The 18,082-nt window shown below is 71.0% G+C and carries 19 protein-coding genes and 2 pseudogenes; 10 read left to right on the top strand and 11 right to left on the bottom strand.

The window, feature by feature from the left end; all coding sequences use genetic code 11:
- Positions 1–40: 40 nt before the first annotated feature.
- Positions 41–2,566 (bottom strand): ATP-dependent Clp protease ATP-binding subunit, encoded by a 2,526-nt coding sequence (locus ACWGIU_RS06975; RefSeq protein WP_453703151.1) that lies wholly within the window; start codon positions 2,564–2,566, stop codon positions 41–43.
- 462 nt (positions 2,567–3,028) lie between these two features.
- Between ACWGIU_RS06975 and ACWGIU_RS06970 the strand changes: the two genes are divergently transcribed.
- Positions 3,029–3,649: an SCO3374 family protein gene (locus tag ACWGIU_RS06970; protein WP_453703149.1), complete on the top strand. Its 621-nt coding sequence runs from the start codon at positions 3,029–3,031 to the stop codon at positions 3,647–3,649.
- Positions 3,650–3,653: 4 nt separating this feature from the next.
- Here the strand turns inward: ACWGIU_RS06970 and ACWGIU_RS06965 are convergent, their stop codons facing one another.
- From ACWGIU_RS06965 to ACWGIU_RS06935, 7 genes are all read right to left on the bottom strand, one after another.
- Positions 3,654–3,989: a histone-like nucleoid-structuring protein Lsr2 gene (locus ACWGIU_RS06965; protein ID WP_453703147.1), complete on the bottom strand. Its 336-nt coding sequence runs from the start codon at positions 3,987–3,989 to the stop codon at positions 3,654–3,656.
- 165 nt (positions 3,990–4,154) lie between these two features.
- Positions 4,155–4,685: an amino-acid N-acetyltransferase gene (locus ACWGIU_RS06960; protein WP_030727070.1), complete on the bottom strand. Its 531-nt coding sequence runs from the start codon at positions 4,683–4,685 to the stop codon at positions 4,155–4,157.
- Positions 4,686–4,696: 11 nt separating this feature from the next.
- Complete coding sequence (locus tag ACWGIU_RS06955; protein ID WP_453703145.1) at positions 4,697–5,149, bottom strand: BlaI/MecI/CopY family transcriptional regulator; 453 nt, start codon at positions 5,147–5,149, stop codon at positions 4,697–4,699.
- Positions 5,150–5,251: 102 nt separating this feature from the next.
- Positions 5,252–5,416 (bottom strand): hypothetical protein, encoded by a 165-nt coding sequence (locus tag ACWGIU_RS06950; protein WP_030727064.1) that lies wholly within the window; start codon positions 5,414–5,416, stop codon positions 5,252–5,254.
- Positions 5,417–5,430: 14 nt separating this feature from the next.
- Positions 5,431–6,030: a hypothetical protein gene (locus ACWGIU_RS06945; protein WP_453703144.1), complete on the bottom strand. Its 600-nt coding sequence runs from the start codon at positions 6,028–6,030 to the stop codon at positions 5,431–5,433.
- Positions 6,031–6,097: 67 nt separating this feature from the next.
- A complete protein-coding gene (locus ACWGIU_RS06940; RefSeq protein ID WP_030389722.1) occupies positions 6,098–6,283 on the bottom strand; it encodes a DUF397 domain-containing protein in 186 nt (61 codons plus the stop codon).
- A gap of 228 nt (positions 6,284–6,511) precedes the next feature.
- Entirely contained in the window at positions 6,512–7,642 is a 1,131-nt protein-coding gene (locus ACWGIU_RS06935) for a threonine aldolase family protein (protein WP_453703142.1), read from the bottom strand.
- A gap of 112 nt (positions 7,643–7,754) precedes the next feature.
- On the opposite strand from ACWGIU_RS06935, the gene ACWGIU_RS06930 reads away from it, so the two are divergent.
- From ACWGIU_RS06930 to ACWGIU_RS06910, 5 genes are read left to right on the top strand one after another with little or no spacing between them, the layout of a single operon-like run.
- Positions 7,755–8,666, top strand: a complete 912-nt coding sequence (locus tag ACWGIU_RS06930; protein ID WP_453703140.1) for a Rossmann-like and DUF2520 domain-containing protein — start codon at positions 7,755–7,757, stop codon at positions 8,664–8,666.
- Positions 8,663–9,667 carry a pantoate--beta-alanine ligase gene (gene panC, locus ACWGIU_RS06925; protein WP_453703139.1) on the top strand — a complete coding sequence of 335 codons (1,005 nt, stop codon included), beginning with the start codon at positions 8,663–8,665 and terminating at the stop codon, positions 9,665–9,667. The genes ACWGIU_RS06930 and panC overlap by 4 nt, the downstream gene beginning before the upstream one ends.
- On the top strand, positions 9,664–11,415 hold the full coding sequence (locus ACWGIU_RS06920; RefSeq protein WP_453703138.1) for an L-aspartate oxidase: 1,752 nt from the start codon (positions 9,664–9,666) through the stop codon (positions 11,413–11,415). The genes panC and ACWGIU_RS06920 overlap by 4 nt, the downstream gene beginning before the upstream one ends.
- A gap of 2 nt (positions 11,416–11,417) precedes the next feature.
- Positions 11,418–12,386, top strand: a complete 969-nt coding sequence (gene nadC, locus ACWGIU_RS06915; protein ID WP_453703136.1) for a carboxylating nicotinate-nucleotide diphosphorylase — start codon at positions 11,418–11,420, stop codon at positions 12,384–12,386.
- A 3-nt stretch (positions 12,387–12,389) separates the two neighbouring features.
- Positions 12,390–13,199 (top strand): type III pantothenate kinase, encoded by an 810-nt coding sequence (locus ACWGIU_RS06910; protein ID WP_453703134.1) that lies wholly within the window; start codon positions 12,390–12,392, stop codon positions 13,197–13,199.
- 49 nt (positions 13,200–13,248) lie between these two features.
- On the opposite strand, the gene ACWGIU_RS06905 is transcribed toward ACWGIU_RS06910, so the two are convergent.
- Positions 13,249–13,686 (bottom strand): ATP-binding protein, encoded by a 438-nt coding sequence (locus ACWGIU_RS06905; protein ID WP_453703133.1) that lies wholly within the window; start codon positions 13,684–13,686, stop codon positions 13,249–13,251.
- 198 nt (positions 13,687–13,884) lie between these two features.
- On the opposite strand from ACWGIU_RS06905, the gene ACWGIU_RS06900 reads away from it, so the two are divergent.
- Positions 13,885–14,736, top strand: a complete 852-nt coding sequence (locus tag ACWGIU_RS06900; protein WP_453703132.1) for a helix-turn-helix domain-containing protein — start codon at positions 13,885–13,887, stop codon at positions 14,734–14,736.
- A 14-nt stretch (positions 14,737–14,750) separates the two neighbouring features.
- On the top strand, positions 14,751–14,942 hold the full coding sequence (locus ACWGIU_RS06895) for a DUF397 domain-containing protein (protein ID WP_453703130.1): 192 nt from the start codon (positions 14,751–14,753) through the stop codon (positions 14,940–14,942).
- A gap of 74 nt (positions 14,943–15,016) precedes the next feature.
- Here ACWGIU_RS06895 and ACWGIU_RS06890 read toward each other — a convergent pair whose 3' ends face one another.
- On the bottom strand, positions 15,017–15,226 hold the full coding sequence (locus tag ACWGIU_RS06890) for a hypothetical protein (RefSeq protein ID WP_453703128.1): 210 nt from the start codon (positions 15,224–15,226) through the stop codon (positions 15,017–15,019).
- 197 nt (positions 15,227–15,423) lie between these two features.
- Here ACWGIU_RS06890 and ACWGIU_RS06885 point away from each other — a divergent pair.
- Positions 15,424–15,759 (top strand): annotated as a pseudogene (locus ACWGIU_RS06885) (DUF5937 family protein); the annotation flags it as partial.
- A gap of 301 nt (positions 15,760–16,060) precedes the next feature.
- The gene (locus ACWGIU_RS06880; RefSeq protein WP_453703126.1) at positions 16,061–17,611 is read left to right on the top strand and encodes a M28 family metallopeptidase; all 1,551 of its coding nucleotides are present in this window, start codon (positions 16,061–16,063) and stop codon (positions 17,609–17,611) included.
- Positions 17,612–17,739: 128 nt separating this feature from the next.
- Here ACWGIU_RS06880 and ACWGIU_RS06875 read toward each other — a convergent pair.
- Positions 17,740–18,082 (bottom strand): annotated as a pseudogene (locus tag ACWGIU_RS06875) (SAM-dependent methyltransferase); the annotation flags it as partial.

The following is an 18,082-nucleotide window of genomic DNA, read 5'->3' as shown; positions in this document are numbered from 1 at the left end:
CTCTGGGTCCCGGGGCCGCCCCTGCGGTGCTCGGTCGCGCTTACGCGCCCTTCGACAGGTCCGGGCCGGAGCCCGTGGCCTCGATGGGGGGAAGGTCCGGCAGAGCGGCCTTCTCCTCGCCGCGGAAGGTGAACTTGGCGTCCTCGCCCTCACCCTCCTTGCCGACGACCACGATCTGACCGGGACGCAGCTCGCCGAAGAGGATCTTCTCCGACAGCAGGTCCTCGATCTCGCGCTGGATGGTCCGGCGCAGCGGGCGGGCGCCCATGATCGGGTCGTAGCCGCGCTTGGCGAGCAGGAGCTTCGCGTCACCGCTCAGCTCGATGCCCATGTCGCGGTCCTTGAGGCGCTCGTCGACCTTGGCGATCATGAGGTCGACGATCTGGATGATGTCTTCCTCGGTGAGCTGGTGGAAGACGACCGTGTCGTCGACACGGTTGAGGAACTCGGGCCGGAAGTGCTGCTTGAGCTCTTCGTTGACCTTCGCCTTCATCCGGTCGTATCCGGTCTTGGTGTCGCCCTGGGCGGCGAAGCCCAGGTTGAAGCCCTTCGAGATGTCCCGGGTGCCCAGGTTGGTCGTCATGATGATGACCGTGTTCTTGAAGTCCACGACCCGGCCCTGGGAGTCGGTCAGGCGACCGTCCTCCAGGATCTGGAGAAGGGAATTGAAGATATCCGGGTGGGCCTTCTCGACCTCGTCGAAGAGGACGACGGAGAACGGCTTCCGGCGCACCTTCTCGGTGAGCTGGCCGCCCTCTTCGTAGCCCACGTAGCCGGGGGGCGAACCGAAGAGACGGGAAACCGTGTGCTTCTCGCTGAACTCCGACATGTCGAGGGAGATCAGCGCGTCCTCGTCGCCGAAGAGGAATTCGGCGAGCGTCTTGGAGAGCTCGGTCTTACCGACACCGGACGGACCGGCGAAGATGAACGAGCCACCCGGGCGCTTCGGGTCCTTCAGACCGGCACGGGTACGGCGGATCGCCTGGGAGAGCGCCTTGATGGCGTCCTTCTGGCCGATGACCCGACGGTGGAGCTCGTCCTCCATGCGGAGCAGTCGCGAGGACTCCTCCTCGGTGAGCTTGAAGACGGGAATGCCGGTCGCGGTCGCGAGGACCTCGGCGATGAGATCGCCGTCGACCTCGGCGACGACGTCCATGTCGCCGGCCTTCCATTCCTTCTCGCGCTTGGTCTTCGCCGCCAGCAGCTGCTTCTCCTTGTCACGGAGAGACGCCGCCTTCTCGAAGTCCTGGGAGTCGATGGCCGACTCCTTGTCGCGGCGCACGCCCGCGATCTTCTCGTCGAACTCGCGGAGGTCCGGCGGCGCGGTCATCCGGCGGATGCGCATCCGGGAGCCGGCCTCGTCGATCAGGTCGATCGCCTTGTCCGGGAGGAAGCGGTCCGAGATGTACCGGTCCGCCAGCGTCGCCGCCTGGACGAGGGCCTCGTCCGTGATGGAGACGCGGTGGTGGGCCTCGTAGCGGTCGCGCAGGCCCTTGAGGATCTCGATCGTGTGGGGGAGGGAAGGCTCCGCCACCTGGATCGGCTGGAAGCGGCGCTCAAGGGCCGCGTCCTTCTCAAGGTGCTTGCGGTACTCGTCGAGCGTCGTGGCACCGATGGTCTGGAGCTCACCACGGGCCAGCATGGGCTTCAGGATGCTGGCGGCGTCGATCGCGCCCTCGGCGGCGCCCGCACCCACGAGGGTGTGGAGCTCGTCGATGAACAGGATGATGTCGCCGCGGGTGCGGATCTCCTTGAGCACCTTCTTCAGGCGCTCCTCGAAGTCACCGCGGTAGCGGGAACCCGCGACCAGGGCGCCGAGGTCAAGCGTGTAGAGGTGCTTGTCCTTGAGCGTCTCGGGAACCTCGCCCTTGACGATCGCCTGGGCCAGGCCCTCGACGACGGCGGTCTTGCCGACGCCGGGCTCGCCGATGAGGACCGGGTTGTTCTTCGTACGGCGGGACAGCACCTGCATGACCCGCTCGATCTCCTTCTCGCGCCCGATGACCGGGTCGAGCTTGGATTCGCGGGCCGCCTGGGTGAGGTTGCGGCCGAACTGGTCCAGGACGAGCGAGGTCGAGGGCGTGCCCTCGGCCGGGCCGCCGGCCGTGGCCGACTCCTTGCCTCCACCGGTGTAGCCGGAGAGCAGCTGGATGACCTGCTGCCGGACTCGGTTGAGATCGGCGCCCAGCTTCACGAGGACCTGGGCGGCGACGCCCTCGCCCTCGCGGATCAGGCCGAGCAGGATGTGCTCGGTGCCGATGTAGTTGTGGCCGAGCTGGAGGGCCTCTCGGAGCGAAAGCTCCAGGACCTTCTTCGCCCGCGGGGTGAAGGGGATGTGGCCGGACGGGGCCTGCTGCCCCTGACCGATGATCTCCTCAACCTGCTGGCGAACAGCCTCGAGCGAAATCCCGAGGCTCTCCAGGGCCTTAGCGGCGACACCCTCACCCTCGTGGATCAAGCCCAGGAGGATGTGCTCGGTGCCGATGTAGTTGTGGTTGAGCATCCGGGCTTCTTCCTGAGCCAGGACGACAACCCGCCGCGCGCGGTCGGTGAACCTCTCGAACATCGTTTATCGCTCCTCAGAGCGGTCGGGCAGTTCGGGGTCGGTCCCCGCCCTGTCCTTCCGCATGCTAGTCCCGCGGGGCGGGACAGCTCATTCCAACTGCCGACATCCGTCCACGGCTCACCCCTGCATCAGCGGGAAAACCGGCTTGAAGAGCCGACAACTGCTCCAACTCGATGGTGCGAGACGATGTTCCCGCAGGCCAGGCAGATACCCGTCATGCGTGTACGCCGACGGCGAACGGAAGCCCGTCAAATCAGCGTGTCGCCCCGATCCACTAGGAATGTCTTACCCGTAAGGACTGACACTCCATGCCGGTGCCCCCGGTTCCCTCCGCTAAGGGCGAACACGGTTGCGTCCCGAATGCGGACTCCGGAGTCCACGGAAGTTTACGTTCCGCACGGCGGTGAGTGCGGTGTGTCACATCGAGCGTAACCCCGGGGCGTTTCCGAAGTTGCTCCGGACATGGCCGTCACCCTCTCGTCGCTCGCCCCGCCGCCCCGCCAGGTGCCCGAGGAGGACGCGTATGCCTCCTGGTACGGGAGAGTGCTCGGCTGGACCGTCACGGGCGGGCCGCCGGTCCAGCTCGTGACCGGGATCGGCTTCGACGTGCTGGAGCTGCCGTCCGACGCGGGGGCCGCACTGCTGCGCAGGCCGGTCGCCACGGGCCCGGTGGCCCTGATGGGGCGCCGGATGCGGTTCCTGGTGGCCGCGGGGAGCGCGGAGGAGCTGGACGGGCTGCTCGCCTGGCTGGAATGGGGCGGGGTCGCCCTCGATCTGACCGCCCTGGGTGCGGGTGGCCGGATCACCGCCCCGGTGCCGCCGGGGCATGACGTACGGGACGGGAGTCCCCGGGGGGCCGCCGTGTGGCTACGGCCCCCCGAGCAGGGGTGCGAGGCACTGCTGCCTGCCCTGCCCGGTCTCGGACAGGGTGCCGGTCCCGGGCGGGTGGGCGCCGGTCCCGATCTCGTGCGCCTGGTCTCCGCGGCGGCGACGGAATGCCACCGCGCGCGGCTCCGGCGCCGTACGCCCCTGCGGAGCGCCGTGGCCGGGCCTCCCTCACGGGCCGGCCGGGTCAGTCCCTGACGGGTCAGCCCCGGTTCTCGTAGGCGTCGCGGATGTCCTGCGGTACGCGACCGCGGTCGTTGACGCTTAGGCCCTGGGACTTCGCCCAGGCGCGGATCTCCGCGGTGTCCGGGTTGCCGGACGCCACGGCCGTGCGGCCCTTGGCGCGGCCGGCGGACGCGCGGCCACCGGTGCGGCGGCCGCCCTTGGTGTACGGGTCGAGCAGACCGCGGAGCTTTTCAGCGTTGGCGGTGGTGAGGTCGATCTCGTAGGTCTTGCCGTCCAGAGCGAACGTCACCGTCTCGTCCGCCTCGCCACCGTCGAGGTCGTCGACAAGAAGGACCTGAACCTTCTGTGCCACCGGGATTTCCTTTCATCGAAAAGCAGTACGCGGAAAGGAAACCGCTTTTGCCTGGAAAACACAAACCCCCGGGGAGAGGTTCGAGACCGCAACGGGGCGGGAAACGTGCGCGATTCGGACATAGGCCACAGGTACGCGGAGCGCCGGAAAAGCTGAGGCCATCGATCAGAGGTGCAGAAGCATCCGACTGTTGCCCAAGGTGTTCGGCTTCACTCGTTCGAGACCGAGGAACTCGGCGACACCCTCGTCATAGGAACGCAGCAGCTCCATGTAGACATCGGTCTTGACCGGGGTCTCGCCGATCTCGACGAAGCCGTGCTTCGCGAAGAACTCGACTTCGAAGGTGAGGCAGAAAACCCGGCTCACCCCGAGGGTACGGGCGGTACGCAACAACTGCTCCAGCACCTGATGCCCGACTCCGGCGCCCTTCAAGCCCCGGTCGACGGCGAGAGTGCGCACTTCGGCAAGGTCTTCCCACATCACGTGGAGAGCGCCGCAGCCGACGACCTGACCGTCGGACTCGCGTTCCGCGACCCAGAACTCCTGGATGTCCTCGTAAAGGACGACCGGAGCTTTGTCGAGCAGGATCCGCTGCTGCACGTACTGGTCGAGGAGGCGGCGCAGCGCGGGAACATCACGCGTACGGGCACGGCGGATCGTCACTGTTTCTGCATGTGCAGTGGAAAACTCTCCCATGGCTGGGGACGTTATCGCCCCGGCTCCTGCGGCTGCTCGCCGGACTCCCCCTCGGTCGCGGGCGGAGCGGGGGGCCCGGGGGAGGTGTCCCCACCCGACTCGTCGTCGTGCTGGACGACGCGTACGGCGTCCCGGAGGGCTTCCCGCTGTTCCGCGGACATCATGCCGAAGAAGGCCACGAGGGCGGCCGCGGGGCTGTCGCTCGTCGACCAGGCTTCGTTCATCAGTGCGGCCGAGTAGGCGGCGCGGGTGGAGACCGCCGTATATCGATAGGCGCGGCCTTCGGCTTCCCGGCGGACCCAGCCCTTCTGATGAAGATTGTCCATAACGGTCATGACCGTGGTGTACGCGATGGACCGTTCCTGCTGGAGGTCTTCCAGTACTTCTCTCACGGTGACCGGGCGGTTCCACTGCCACACCCGCGTCATGACGGCGTCTTCGAGTTCTCCCAAGGGGCGAGGCACACCAGCACGATAGTGCGGCTTGTGCGGAATTGCCCGACTATTCGCTCGGCAACGCGCAGGAAAATCGGGCGCGCGGCCGGTGAAGCCGCACGCCCGACGGGGTTACTTCTGCTGCTGGGTGGCCTCGGCCCGGGCGAGCACGGCGTCGACCGCCGCGTCTTCCTTGGCCTTGTTGGAACCGCCCTGGCTCTTCACGATCGTCACGACGAGAGCGATGAAGAACGCGGCCATCACGAAGGGGGGCACGAGCGCGGAGACATAGTCCATGCCCCACAGCGTAGCTACCCGGCGGCCAGACCGGCCTCCGGGGGCGGGCTGGGCTTGCGGCGTGGCGGGAACACCTCACCGGGGGTCGGAATGGGCCGCTCCGGGCGCGGCGGCTCCTCGGGGTGCGGGACCGGGCGGGCCGGCCGGTCGTCCTTCTCCTTGCCCTCCTTGCCGCCGGCCAGGGCCAGCAGCCGGGTCCGGGCGGGGGCGGTCGACAGCCGTCGGCGTACGGAGCGCTCCGCGACGGTCCGGACCCGTTCCAGCAGTGCGGCGGCGACCGGGTTGGCGCGGAGCGCGCGCAGGGCGGCGAGGTCGTCGGGTTCCGGTTCGTACCCGGCGGTCAGGGCGTCCTGCAGCAGGTCCAGGTAGCCGGAGAGACTGCCGGGCAGGGCGCGGCGGTAGCGGGCGAGGTCCGCGAGGAGGAACGCTCTGAGCCGGCCCGCCTCCTCGACCGCTTCGTCCACCGACTGCGCGAGGCGCAGGCAGTCCTGGACCTCCTCGGCCGCCAGGGGGGCCGAGGAGGACTGAAGGGCGTGGGCGAGGAGGCGCCTGAGCAGGTGCAGCTCAGCGGCGCTGAACGCCATGCCGCCGCGGGATCCGTAGGGCGTGGGCATGGGCCGAAGATACGCGCTAATCGGACAAAATCCCCTGAGCGCGGGCGCGGCGCGCTCGGCGGGTCCCTCAGCCGGTCTCTTTGACCGCGCGCAGGAAGTCGGCCCAGGCGGCCTGGGTGGTGGCCAGCACGAGGTGGGCGGGGTCGGCGCGGTCGGCGACCTTGACGAGGGCCCCGGGGGCGGTGGCGACGTAGACGCAGGCGTCGCCCTCACTGCAGAACGAGGACTTCCGCCACGCGGGCTGAGTGGTCATGGTGTCTCCTCCGGGCGCGGTGGCCGGTAATTGCCGTCAATGACGGTAACGCCGCAGCCGGTCCGAGCCGACGACTTTCCGGAATTCGGTGTTTCGCCGCTTCCCTCACGAGGGTGCGGGTACCGCAGCGCGGGGCCCGCACCCTGCCCGCCCCTTCGCCGTTTCCCGGGGCTGCGCCGCGGCCCCGCCCACGGACCCCGCCCCTCGGACGCCGGCGGAGCCTGATTCTCAGATACGGGCCACGAACGCGGAGACCGCCTCGTGGACGTCCGACTCCGTCCAGGACACGCCCGGCTCCGTGATTTCCAGTTCCGTCACCGCCAGGCCCGGCGGGCCGTCGGCGGACCAGCGGCGGAAGAGGACCGTGCCCGTCTCCTCGGCCTGCCGCAGGCCCGCCTCCGTCAGCCGGTCCGGCTCGTACGGAAGCCACACCTGGAACTGGTGGGTGTGCGGTTCCTCCGGATGGATCCGGGCCCAGGGCACCCCCGAATCCGCGAATGCCGAGCGCAGTGCCCGCGCCACCATCCGCGCCTGCGCCACGTAGGACGGCAGCCGGGGCAGTTCCCGTTCCAGTCCGGCCAGCGCCGAGAGGGCCTGCGGGAACTGCCGGAAGATCTGGCCGCCGTAGCGGTGCCGCCAGACCCGGGTCTCCTCCACGAAGGCCCGCGGCCCCGCCAGCGCCGCCCCGCTCAGGCCGCCGAGCGACTTGTAGAACGAGACGTACACCGAGTCCGCCAGGCCCGCGATCTCCGGCAGGGTGCGCCCGAAGTGGACGGTGGACTCCCACAGCCGGGCTCCGTCGAAGTGGACGACCGCGTCCCGCTCCCGGGCCGCTCCGATGAGCGCCTCAAGCTCCTCCCACGTGGGCAGCAGGAAGCCGGCGTCCCGCAGCGGCAGCTCCACCATCAGCGTGCCGAAGGGCTCCTGGAGCGACTCGATCTCCGCGGCCGACGGCTGGCGGGCCTCCGTCGTCGGGTGGGCCACCCGCAGTCCGGAGACGGCCGACAGGGCGTCCCCCTCCCACCGCTCCGGATGGCTCATCGGGTGCAGTGCCACCACCGGGTTCCCGGTCCGGCCCGCCCAGCAGCGCAGCGCGATCTGCTGCGCCATCGTGCCGCTGGGGAAGAACGCCGCGTCCTCGGTCCCCAGCAGCTCGGCGACCTTGCGCTCCAGTGCGCCGACGACCCCGTCGCCGTACACGTCGGCCGGCCCGTCCATGTCGTACGGGGCTTCGGCGAGCGAGCCGAGCAGCTCCCCGACCGTGGGCTCCAGCAGGCTGCGCGACAGCCTCCGCTGCGCCCCACGCCAGGCCGCGACCAGCCGCTTCGTACGTTCGATGTCCTCGCTGTCGTCACTCATGGGTAAAGATCCTCGCTCCACTCGCCGCCGACCGGCCAACTGCCCCAGGAGCTAGCATGGCGGCGTATCGTCCGGTACCCCCCGCGGACTGGAACGGAAGGGCCCCTCCCGCGTGAATCCATCACAGCAGCCACGCCCTGCCCGGCTCGCCGTCGGCGTCGTCGGAGCCGGCCGCGTCGGTCCCGCGCTGGCGTGCGCGCTCCAGCAGGCCGGGCACCGGCCCGTCGCCGTGTCCGGAGTCTCCGACACGTCCGTGCGCCGGGCCGCGCGGATGCTGCCCGATGTGCCGCTCGTACCGCCGGCGCAGGTGCTGGAGCTGGCCGACCTCGTGCTCCTGACCGTCCCCGACGACGCGCTGCCGTCCCTCGTGGAGGGCCTCGCCGAGACCGGCGCGGTCCGGCCCGGACAGCTCCTCGTGCACACCTCCGGCCGGTACGGGACCTCCGTGCTCGACCCCGCGCGCCGCGCGGGCGCCCTCCCGCTGGCCCTGCACCCGGCGATGACCTTCACCGGCACCGAAGTGGACGTGCAGCGGCTCGCCGGCTGCGCCTTCGGCGTCACCGCCCCCGAGGAGCTGCGCCTGGCCGCGGAGGCCCTGGTCATCGAGATGGGCGGGGAGCCGGAGTGGATCGCGGAAGAGAACCGTCCGCTCTACCACGCGGCCCTGGCCCTCGGCGCGAACCACCTGGTCACGCTGGTCGCCCAGTCGATGGAGCTGCTGGCCAAGGCGGGGGTGGAGCACCCCGACCGGATGCTCGGCCCGCTGCTCGGCGCGGCTCTCGACAACGCCCTGCGCTCCGGTGACGCCGCCCTGACCGGGCCGGTGGCCCGAGGGGACGCCGGTACGGTCGCCGCGCACGTCTCGGAGCTGCGCCGGCACGCGCCCGGCGCGGTCGCCGGATACCTGGCGATGGCCCGCACCACCGCGGACCGGGCCCTCGCGCACGGTCTGCTCAAGCCCGAACTCGCCGAGGACCTGCTCGGTGTGCTCGCCGACACGGAGTCCGACGGAGGCGACCGGTGACCGAGCTGCTGCTGCACACCGCCGAGGAGCTGCACAAGCTGTCGCGCACCGGCCGCCGGGCCGTGGTGATGACCATGGGCGCCCTCCATGAGGGTCACGCCACCTTGATCCGCACGGCCCGCGAACTGGCCGGACCCGAGGGGCAGGTCGTCGTCACCGTCTTCGTCAACCCCTTGCAGTTCGGGGCCGGCGAGGACCTCGACCGCTACCCCCGCACCCTCGACGCGGACTTGGCGATCGCCGAAGAGGCAGGCGCCGACGCGGTGTTCGCCCCCACCGTCGACGAGGTCTACCCGGGCGGCGACCCGCAGGTACGGATCACCGCCGGCCCGATGGGCGAGCGCCTCGAAGGGGCCACCCGCCCCGGGCACTTCGACGGAATGCTGACCGTCGTCGCCAAGCTGCTCCACCTCACCCGCCCCGACCTGGCCCTCTTCGGCCAGAAGGACGCGCAGCAACTGGCCCTGATCCGGCGGATGGTGACCGACCTGAACTTCCCCGTCGAGGTGGTCGGCGTACCGACCGTCCGCGAGGCGGACGGGCTCGCGCTGTCGTCCCGCAACCGCTACCTCTCCGCCGCCGAGCGGCACACCGCCCTGGCCCTGTCCCGCGCCCTGTTCGCCGGCCGCGACCGGCTCGCCGCGCAGGCCGCGCTGCGCGCCCGCGCCGAGGCCTCCCCGGCCAGCGACGAGCGGGCCACCGCCCTGGCCCGGCTGGGCGAGATCCGCGCCTCCGCCGACGCGCACGCCGTCTCGGTGGCCGTCTCCGCGGCCGGCTCCGGGCTGCCGGACGCCGTACGGGCCGCCGCGCTGCACGTCCTGGAAGAGGCGGGCCGCCACGAACCGCCGCTCGTGCTGGACTACCTGGCGCTGGTGGACCCGCTGGACTTCACCGAGGCCGGTCAGGACTTCACCGGACGGGCCGTGCTGGCCGTCGCCGCGAAGGTGGGCGCGACCCGGCTGATCGACAACATCCCATTGGAATTCGGAGCACACTCGTGAGCACCCCAGGCAGAGGCATCCCGTCGGGCGGGGCAGGCGCAGGCACCGGCATACGGCTGCACGCACCGGCCCCCGGCTGGTCCCTCGACGCCGACGTCGTGGTCGTCGGTTCCGGTGTGGCGGGTCTGACCGCCGCGCTGCGCTGCGCCGCCGGGGGCCGCCGTACCGTCGTGGTCACCAAGGCCCGGCTCGACGACGGCTCCACCCGCTGGGCCCAGGGCGGTATCGCCGCGGCCCTCGGCGAGGGCGACACGCCCGGCCAGCACCTCGACGACACCCTGGTCGCCGGTGCGGGCCTGTGTGACGAGGAGGCCGTCCGGCTGCTCGTCACCGAGGGTCCCGACGCGGTCCGGCGGCTGATGGCCACCGGAGCGGTCTTCGACACCTCCACGGAGACCGGCGAGATAGAACTGACCCGTGAGGGCGGGCACCACCGCCGCCGGATCGCGCACGCGGGCGGCGACGCCACCGGCGCCGAGATCTCGCGGGCGCTCGTCGAGGCCGTCCAGGCCGCGGGCATCGAGACCGTGGAGAACGCCCTCGTACTGGACCTGCTGCAGGACGCGCAGGGCCGTACGGCCGGTGTCACCCTGCACGTCATGGGCGAGGGCCAGCACGACGGGGTCGGCGCCGTGCACGCGCCCGCCGTGATCCTCGCGACCGGCGGCATGGGCCAGGTCTTCTCCGCGACGACCAACCCGTCGGTCTCCACCGGTGACGGCGTGGCGCTCGCGCTGCGGGCCGGCGCCGAGGTCTCCGACCTCGAATTCGTGCAGTTCCACCCGACGGTGCTCTTCCTCGGCCCGGACGCCGAGGGCCAGCAGCCGCTGGTGTCGGAGGCGGTCCGGGGCGAGGGCGCGTACCTCGTCGACGCGGACGGCGTGCGCTTCATGCAGGGGCAGCACGAGCTGGCCGAGCTGGCGCCCCGCGACATCGTCGCCAAGGGCATCATGCGCCGCATGCAGGAGCAGGGCGCGCAGCACATGTACCTGGACGCCCGGCACTTCGGCGCGCGGATGTGGGAGCAGCGCTTCCCGACCATCCTGGCCGCCTGCCGCTCGCACGGCATCGACCCGGTGACCGAGCCCATCCCGGTGGCACCCGCCGCGCACTACGCCTCCGGCGGCGTCCGGACCGACCTGCAGGGGCGGACCACGGTCCCCGGCCTGTACGCCTGCGGCGAGGTGGCCTGCACCGGTGTGCACGGCGCGAACCGGCTGGCCTCCAACTCCCTGCTGGAGGGGCTGGTCTTCGCCGAGCGGATCGCCGAGGACATCGTCGCCGAGCGGGCCGCCGGCAGCGGCCCGGGCATACCGGTCCCGGCGACCGGTCCGCTGCAGCCCGCGGGTGCCCGGTACGAGGTCCAGCGGATCATGACGGAGGGCGCGGGCGTGCTCCGCTCCGCCGACTCGCTCAGTGCCGCGGCCGACGCCCTCGAAGCGCTGTACGCCACCGCCCTGAACGACCTCGAAGCGCACGGCAAGACCGCCGAGCCGGGCGTGGACACCTGGGAGGCCACGAACCTGCTGTGCGTGGCGCGGGTCCTGGTCGCCGCGGCGCAGCGGCGTACGGAGACCCGCGGCTGCCACTGGCGAGAGGACCACCCCGAGCGGGACGATGCCCACTGGCGCCGCCATCTCGTCGTCCGGCTCTCGGCGACCGAGAAGCGCGCCCTGGTCGTCGTACCCACCGACTCCGCGGACTTCCCGTCCGTGCACCCCCTGAGCACCCCGAGCCTGGAGCAGTGACCGTGAGCACCCCCGAACTTCCCCTGATCGACCAGAACGACGGCGGCTGCGGCGACGACTGCGCCTGCGGCGACGGCGAGGAGAGCGGCCTGGACCCGGCGCTGGCGCAGCTGCTGGCCGACGCCGGCCTGGACCCGATCGAGGTCGAGGACATCGCGCACATGGCGCTGTCCGAGGACCTGGACGGCGGCGTGGACGTGACGACCGTCGCGACCGTGCCGGAGGAGGCCGAGGCCGTCGCCGACTTCGTCGCGCGCGAGGACGGCGTCGTGGCCGGTCTGCGGATCGCCGAGGCCGTGTTCTCCGTGGTCTGCACGGAGGCCTTCGAGGTGGAGCGGCACGCGGAGGACGGCGACGCCGTCACGGCCGGCCAGCTGCTGCTGTCCGTGCGCTCGCGCACCCGTGACCTGCTCACGGCCGAGCGCAGCGCGCTGAACATCATGTGCCGGCTGTCGGGCATCGCGACGGCCACCCGCCGCTGGGCCGACGTGCTGGAGGGCACCTCGGCGAAGGTCCGCGACACCCGCAAGACCACGCCGGGCCTGCGCTCGCTGGAGAAGTACGCGGTGCGCTGCGGCGGCGGCGTCAACCACCGGATGTCGCTCTCGGACGCGGCGCTGGTCAAGGACAACCACGTGGTGGCGGCGGGCGGTGTCGCGCAGGCCTTCAAGGCCGTGCGCGAGGCCTTCCCCGAGGTCCCCATCGAGGTCGAGGTCGACACGCTGGAGCAGGTCCGCGAGGTGCTGGAGGCCGGCGCCGACCTGATCCTGCTGGACAACTTCACGGTCGAGCAGACCGCCGGGGCCGTGGCCCTGGTGGCCGGCCGCGCGGTGCTGGAGTCCTCTGGCCGCCTCACGCTGGACACCGCCCGGGCGTACGCGGAGACGGGCGTGGACTACCTGGCCGTCGGCGCGCTGACCCACTCCTCGCCGATCCTGGACATCGGGCTCGATCTGCGCGAGGCGGTGTAACCCGTGCTCCTCACCATCGACGTAGGCAACACCCACACGGTCCTGGGTCTGTTCGACGGTGACGAGATCGTCGAGCACTGGCGCATCTCGACCGACCCGCGGCGCACGGCCGACGAGATGGCCGTGCTGATGCAGGGCCTGATGGGCATGCACCCGATGCTCGGCAGCGAACTGGGCGACGGCATCCACGGCATCGCGATCTGCTGCGCCGTCCCCTCCGTCATGCACGAGCTGCGCGAGGTCACCCGCCGCTACTACGGCGACGTCCCGGCGGTGATGGTCGAGCCCGGCACCAAGACCGGCGTGCCGATCCTGACGGACAACCCGAAGGAGGTCGGCGCGGACCGCATCGTCAACGCGGTCGCGGCCGTCGAGCTGTACGGGGGCCCGGCGATCGTCGTGGACCTCGGTACCGCCACCACCTTCGACGCGATCTCCGCGAAGGGCGAGTACGTGGGCGGGGTGATCTCCCCGGGCATCGAGATCTCCATGGACGCCCTCGGCGTCCGCGGGGCCCAGCTCCGCAAGATCGAGTTCGCCCGGCCGCGCCACGTGATCGGCAAGTCCACGGTGTCGGCCATGCAGTCGGGCGTGGTCTACGGTTTCGCGGGCCAGATCGACGGGGTCGTGACCCGGATGGCGAAGGAACTGGCCGGACCGCACGGCGACCCGGACGACGTGCGGGTCATCGCCACCGGCGGGCTGGCTCCGATGGTGCTGGGCGAGGCCTCGGTGATCGACGACCACGAGCCGTGGCTGACGCTGATCGGACTGCGGCTGGTGTACCAGCGCAACGCGCCCACCTTCGAGTAGCGGGGCGCCGGGGCAGGGGCCGTACCCCGCGTGTACGGTCCCGGCCCGGTCAGCCACGGACTTCGACCCACAGCAGCTTTCCCCCGGCGTCCCCGTACAGCCCGGTCCCGCCGAGCGGATACCCGCCCCAGTTCGCGGCGTACGCCCGTACGAGGAAAAGCCCGCGGCCTCGCTCGGCATCCGACTGCGGTGTCCTGCGGGGGGAGTCCGCCCCGAAAGGCGGCGGGATGTGCGGATTGCTGTCCCAGACGCTGACACGCAGTCGCGTGGACCCCATGGCCCGCAACCGGAGCGTGTACGGGCCGTCGGAGTAGAGGTAGGCGTTGGCCATCAGCTCCCCGGCCAACAGCTCGGCCGTCTCGACGACGGCGCCCATCGCGTGCGTGCGGAGCACCGAGCGCAGGGTCTGGCGGGCGAGGCCGGGAGCGCGGGGATCTTGCGGGAGTTGCAGGCTGTAGGCCCACGACGGAGATACGGTGGCAGGCATGGAAGTCTCCGATCACGGAGGGGTGTTGGTCGCGTTGCGCTTGCTGCCCGGTGACCTTGCCGCTCCGTCGAACGGGGTACTTCCGGGTGAGGTGGCCTGCCTCCCAGACCAGGGTCGCGCAAGTGTTATTTGCGTGAATCCTGCGGGATCCAGTCCTCATTCGCTCGTGTGAGTGAGACAGCGACCGGAGGGAGTGCGATGGCAGGGCGGGTAGCACTGACGGCCCGACGCATCCGCGTCGCCGTTGAGCTGCGCAAGTTGCGAGAACGCTCCGGACTCACGGCAACCGAGGCTGCGCGTCAACTCGGCACCAGCCAGGGCCAGCTGAGCAATGTGGAGACGGGCAGGTTCGGAGTCAGTCCCGAACGCGTCCACGCCATGGCCCAGGTGTACTCCGTCTGTGACCCCCTGCTCATCGATGCACTGGCCGCAATGGCGAGCGACCGCACGAAGGGCTGGTGGGAGCAGTACAGGGAGGTCCTGCCGCCAGGCCTGCTCGACCTCGCCGAGCTGGAGCACCACGGTCTGGCACTGCGCGCCGCCTACACCGTCCACGTACCCGGCCTGCTGCAGACAGCGGACCACGCCCGGGAGATCTTCGGACACGTGCTGCCGCCACTGCCCCAGGACGATGTGGAGCAGCGCGTCGCCCACAGGATCAAGCGACAGGAAGTGCTCCATCGCGACGACCCCATCCCGTACACCGCGATCATCCATGAGGCGGCCCTGCGAATGAAGTTCGGCGGGCACTCCGTTGTGAAGGCCCAGCTGACCCACTTGCTGGAGATGGGGGAGCTGAGTCATGTCCGGATTCTGGTAATCCCCTTCGACGCGGGCTCCTTCCCCGGTTCCGGCCAGTCGATCTACTACGTCCACGGCCCCGTACCTCAGCTCGACACCGTCCACCTCGACCAGTCCCATGGCCCCGCCCTGGTCGACGCCGAGGCCCAGCTCGCCAAATACCGGCTGCTTCTGGACCGTATGGAGGGCGCAGCCCTCGAATGCGGGAAGAGCCGGGACTTCATCCACAGCATCCTGCGCGTCCTGTGAACCGAGGAGTCCCCATGACTCAGCTCAGCTGGCGAAAATCGTCGTTCTGCCAGGAGGGAGAGGCCTGCGTGCACGTCGCAACGACCGTCCCGGACGCAGCCGTGAACGTGGCCGGAAGCACCGACCCCGGCGAAGACCACCTCACCCTCTCCCCGGCTGCCTGGTCGGCCTTCCTCCAGGCGGTGAAGAACCCCGGCGCCGCTTGAGGGAGGCTCCTTGCAGTCTGGGCCGACGGCGTCCTGGGAAACCTTGAAGATGCGGGAGGATGCCGCACGAGCGATCAGCACGCCCGCGGGCGGACCAGTATGCGGCGCAGGGCGGCCCGCCAGGGGTGGCGGGCCGAGACACCCTCCTCGACGGCTCTGGCCTGCTCGTACGTACGGAGCGAGCGGAGCACCGCGACATCGTCGCGCCCGGGCGGCGGGGGCATCGGGGCGCCCTGCTGGGAGGCCCGGTAGGTGTCGATGAGGTACTGCTCGATGGCGGTCATGACTCAAGCCTCACCCCGTCGGCGGCATCGCGCACGACAGTTGACGTTCCCCGTCAATCGACCGGCCCGACCCCGCCCCGCACCGCGGGTGATCACTCGTCCGGCGGCCGCGCCGGGCCGCCCGCGGCCACCCGTACGGCGGGGCCGGGAGACCCGCCCCGGCGTCCCCGTGGTGCGCGGAACGACAGAATGACCCGATGAGCGTCACGATCGACATCGCAGGCCTGCCCACCGAGCGGATCACCTTCGCGCCTTCCCCGCTCGCCGAGCTCTGCATGGCCCTGCACGCGCTCTCCCAGCCCGCGCACCACCCCGGGCTGACCTCCTGGACCACCGCCACCGCCGCCTCGCTCGATCCGTGCCTCGCGGACCGGCTGCTGGAGGCCGACTTCATGTGGCGGAGCTCCTTCTCCGACATCTTCATGCCCTTCGCCGGGCTGCCCGGCGGAACCGGACAGCCCGCCGCGACGCTGGCCGGGGCGCTGGACGTGCTGGACCGGCTGGACGACGAGCGTTTCGTACGGGCCGCCCTGCCCGGCGGTCGCGCGCATCGGATCGGACTTCATCGAGGGCATCCTCCGATGAGGGCTGTCCCGGGGCGGGGTCGAACCGGGGTGCGGTTGGCTTGATTCGGGCGGCCCAGATTCACCGATATACGGAATTCATAAACCGGAATCAGCGAAAACTCTGGCCATGGTGGCCACTTGCTGTCTAACGTGCGTCCACCGATCCCCCACGTAACGCGCACCACTTCTGCTCACGCGCTCCATCACGCTCCGCCCTGCTGTGCCCTGCTCCGCCCTGCCCTGCTCGCCTTGCCGTGGAAGGACCTTCATGCCCTCACGCCGTATAGCCACAGCAACCGCCGCCCTGGCAGCCGCAGCCCTCGTCTCGCCGCTGCTGCTCGCCGGACCGGCCGGAGCCACCGGAAGCCCGCAGAGCGACGCCGCCCGGGGTGACGCGCTCGCCAGGAAGCTGGTCAAGGAAGCGACCGGCAAGGGCGCCTACAACCACCTCAAGGTGCTCCAGTCGCTCGCCGACTACAACAACGGGAACCGCGCGGCCGGATCCAAGGGCCATGAGCAGTCGGCCAAGTACATCGAGGCGGTGATGAAGGCGGCCGGGTACCAGGTCACCCGCAACGAGTTCGACTTCGTCTACGTCGAGACCATCGAGGAGAAGCTGACGGTGGGCGGCGCGAACCAGCGCGACGTACCGATCCACCTGATGTCGTACACGGCGAACAGCCCGGAGGGCGGCGTGAGCGCCCAGGTCGCCGTCGCCCCGGTCGACGCGGACGGGACGAACGGCTGCGAGCCCGGCGACTTCGCCTCCGGCACCTTCACCGGCAAGATCGCCCTGGTCAAGCGCGGCGGCTGCACCTTCGCGGCGAAGCAGCAGAACGCGGCGGCGGCCGGCGCGGTCGGCGCGATCATCTACAACAACACCGCGGGCGCCCTCAACGGAACCCTCGGCGACCCGAACGCGGGCAAGGTGCCGACGGGCGGCATCACCCAGGAGGACGGCGAGAAGCTCGCCGCCGAGGCCGCGGCCGGCCCGGTCGAGGTCACCCTCGACATCCGGCAGCTGCGCGAGAACCGCAAGACCTTCAACGTCATCGCCGAGACCAAGGGCGGCGACGAGAACAACACCGTCTTCCTCGGCGCGCACCTCGACTCGGTCGCGGCCGGCCCGGGCATCAACGACAACGGCTCCGGCTCGGCGGGCATCCTCCAGGTGGCCCAGCGGCTCGCGAGCGAGCAGAAGAAGGTCAAGAACAAGGTGAAGTTCGCCTGGTGGTCGGCGGAGGAGTTCGGACTGGTCGGCTCCGAGGCGTACGTCGCCGGGCTGACGGACGAGCAGAAGAAGCAGATCAAGCTCTACCTGAACTTCGACATGATCGCCTCGCCGAACGCCGCGTACTTCGTCTACGACGGCGACGACTCGGACGCGACCGGCGCGGGCCCCGGCCCCGCCGGCTCCGCCCAGCTGGAGAAGGGGATCAACGACTTCCTCGACTCGAAGAGGATCCCGCACGAGGGCACGGACTTCTCGGGCCGCTCGGACTACGGCCCCTTCATCGAGGTGGGCATCCCCTCCGGCGGCACCTTCACCGGCGCCGAGGGCATCAAGACCCCGGAGCAGGCCGCGAAGTTCGGCGGCCAGGCGGGTGTCGCCTACGACGTGAACTACCACGGCAAGGGTGACGACATCACCAACATCGACCAGAAGGCTCTCGACATCAACGTCGACGTCATCGCGGACGCGGTCGGCCACTACGCGCACGACCTGGCACCGCTGTCGAAGCCCGTCGTCTCGCAGCCGACGGACGGCACGGGCAGCGGCGGCGGACTGCACCAGGGCCACGACGAGCTGCAGCAGTGAGCACGTAGGCAGGTGAACAGGAGGGCCGGGATCCGCAGCGGATCCCGGCCCTCCGCACGTTGGCCCGGCGCCCCTCGCGCCCGCCGCCGCGCCCCGGCCGGGCCCCGCCCTCCGCGGTCCCCTTCGGATCACGCCCGGCCCGCGTCGCCCGGCCACGACGGGGCCGGAACGCCGACCGGCTGGATCAGCCAGCCGAAGGCGCCCAGCCCGGCGCGGTCCGTGAGCTCCGCCGCCTCGCCGGCCGCGGACAGCGCCCGTACATAGGCCACCGGGTCCGCCGAGGCAAGGGCCAGCGGGGGCCGGGCCCCTGAAACGCCGAGCGCGGCCAGGGCCTCGCGCTGGGTCAGCAGGACCGATCCCGGCCCCGCACAGGAGTCCAGGGCCACGTGGGCGGTGACATCGCAGGAGCCGTCCGGGACCGGCGGGACCTCCCGGCCGCCCCGGAAACCCGTCAGGGTGCCGTACGGGGGC

Source organism: Streptomyces sp. NPDC054840, assembly GCF_053611065.1.
Note: the sequence above shows the minus strand (reverse complement) of the source record. Positions and strands in the feature narration are given on the sequence as shown.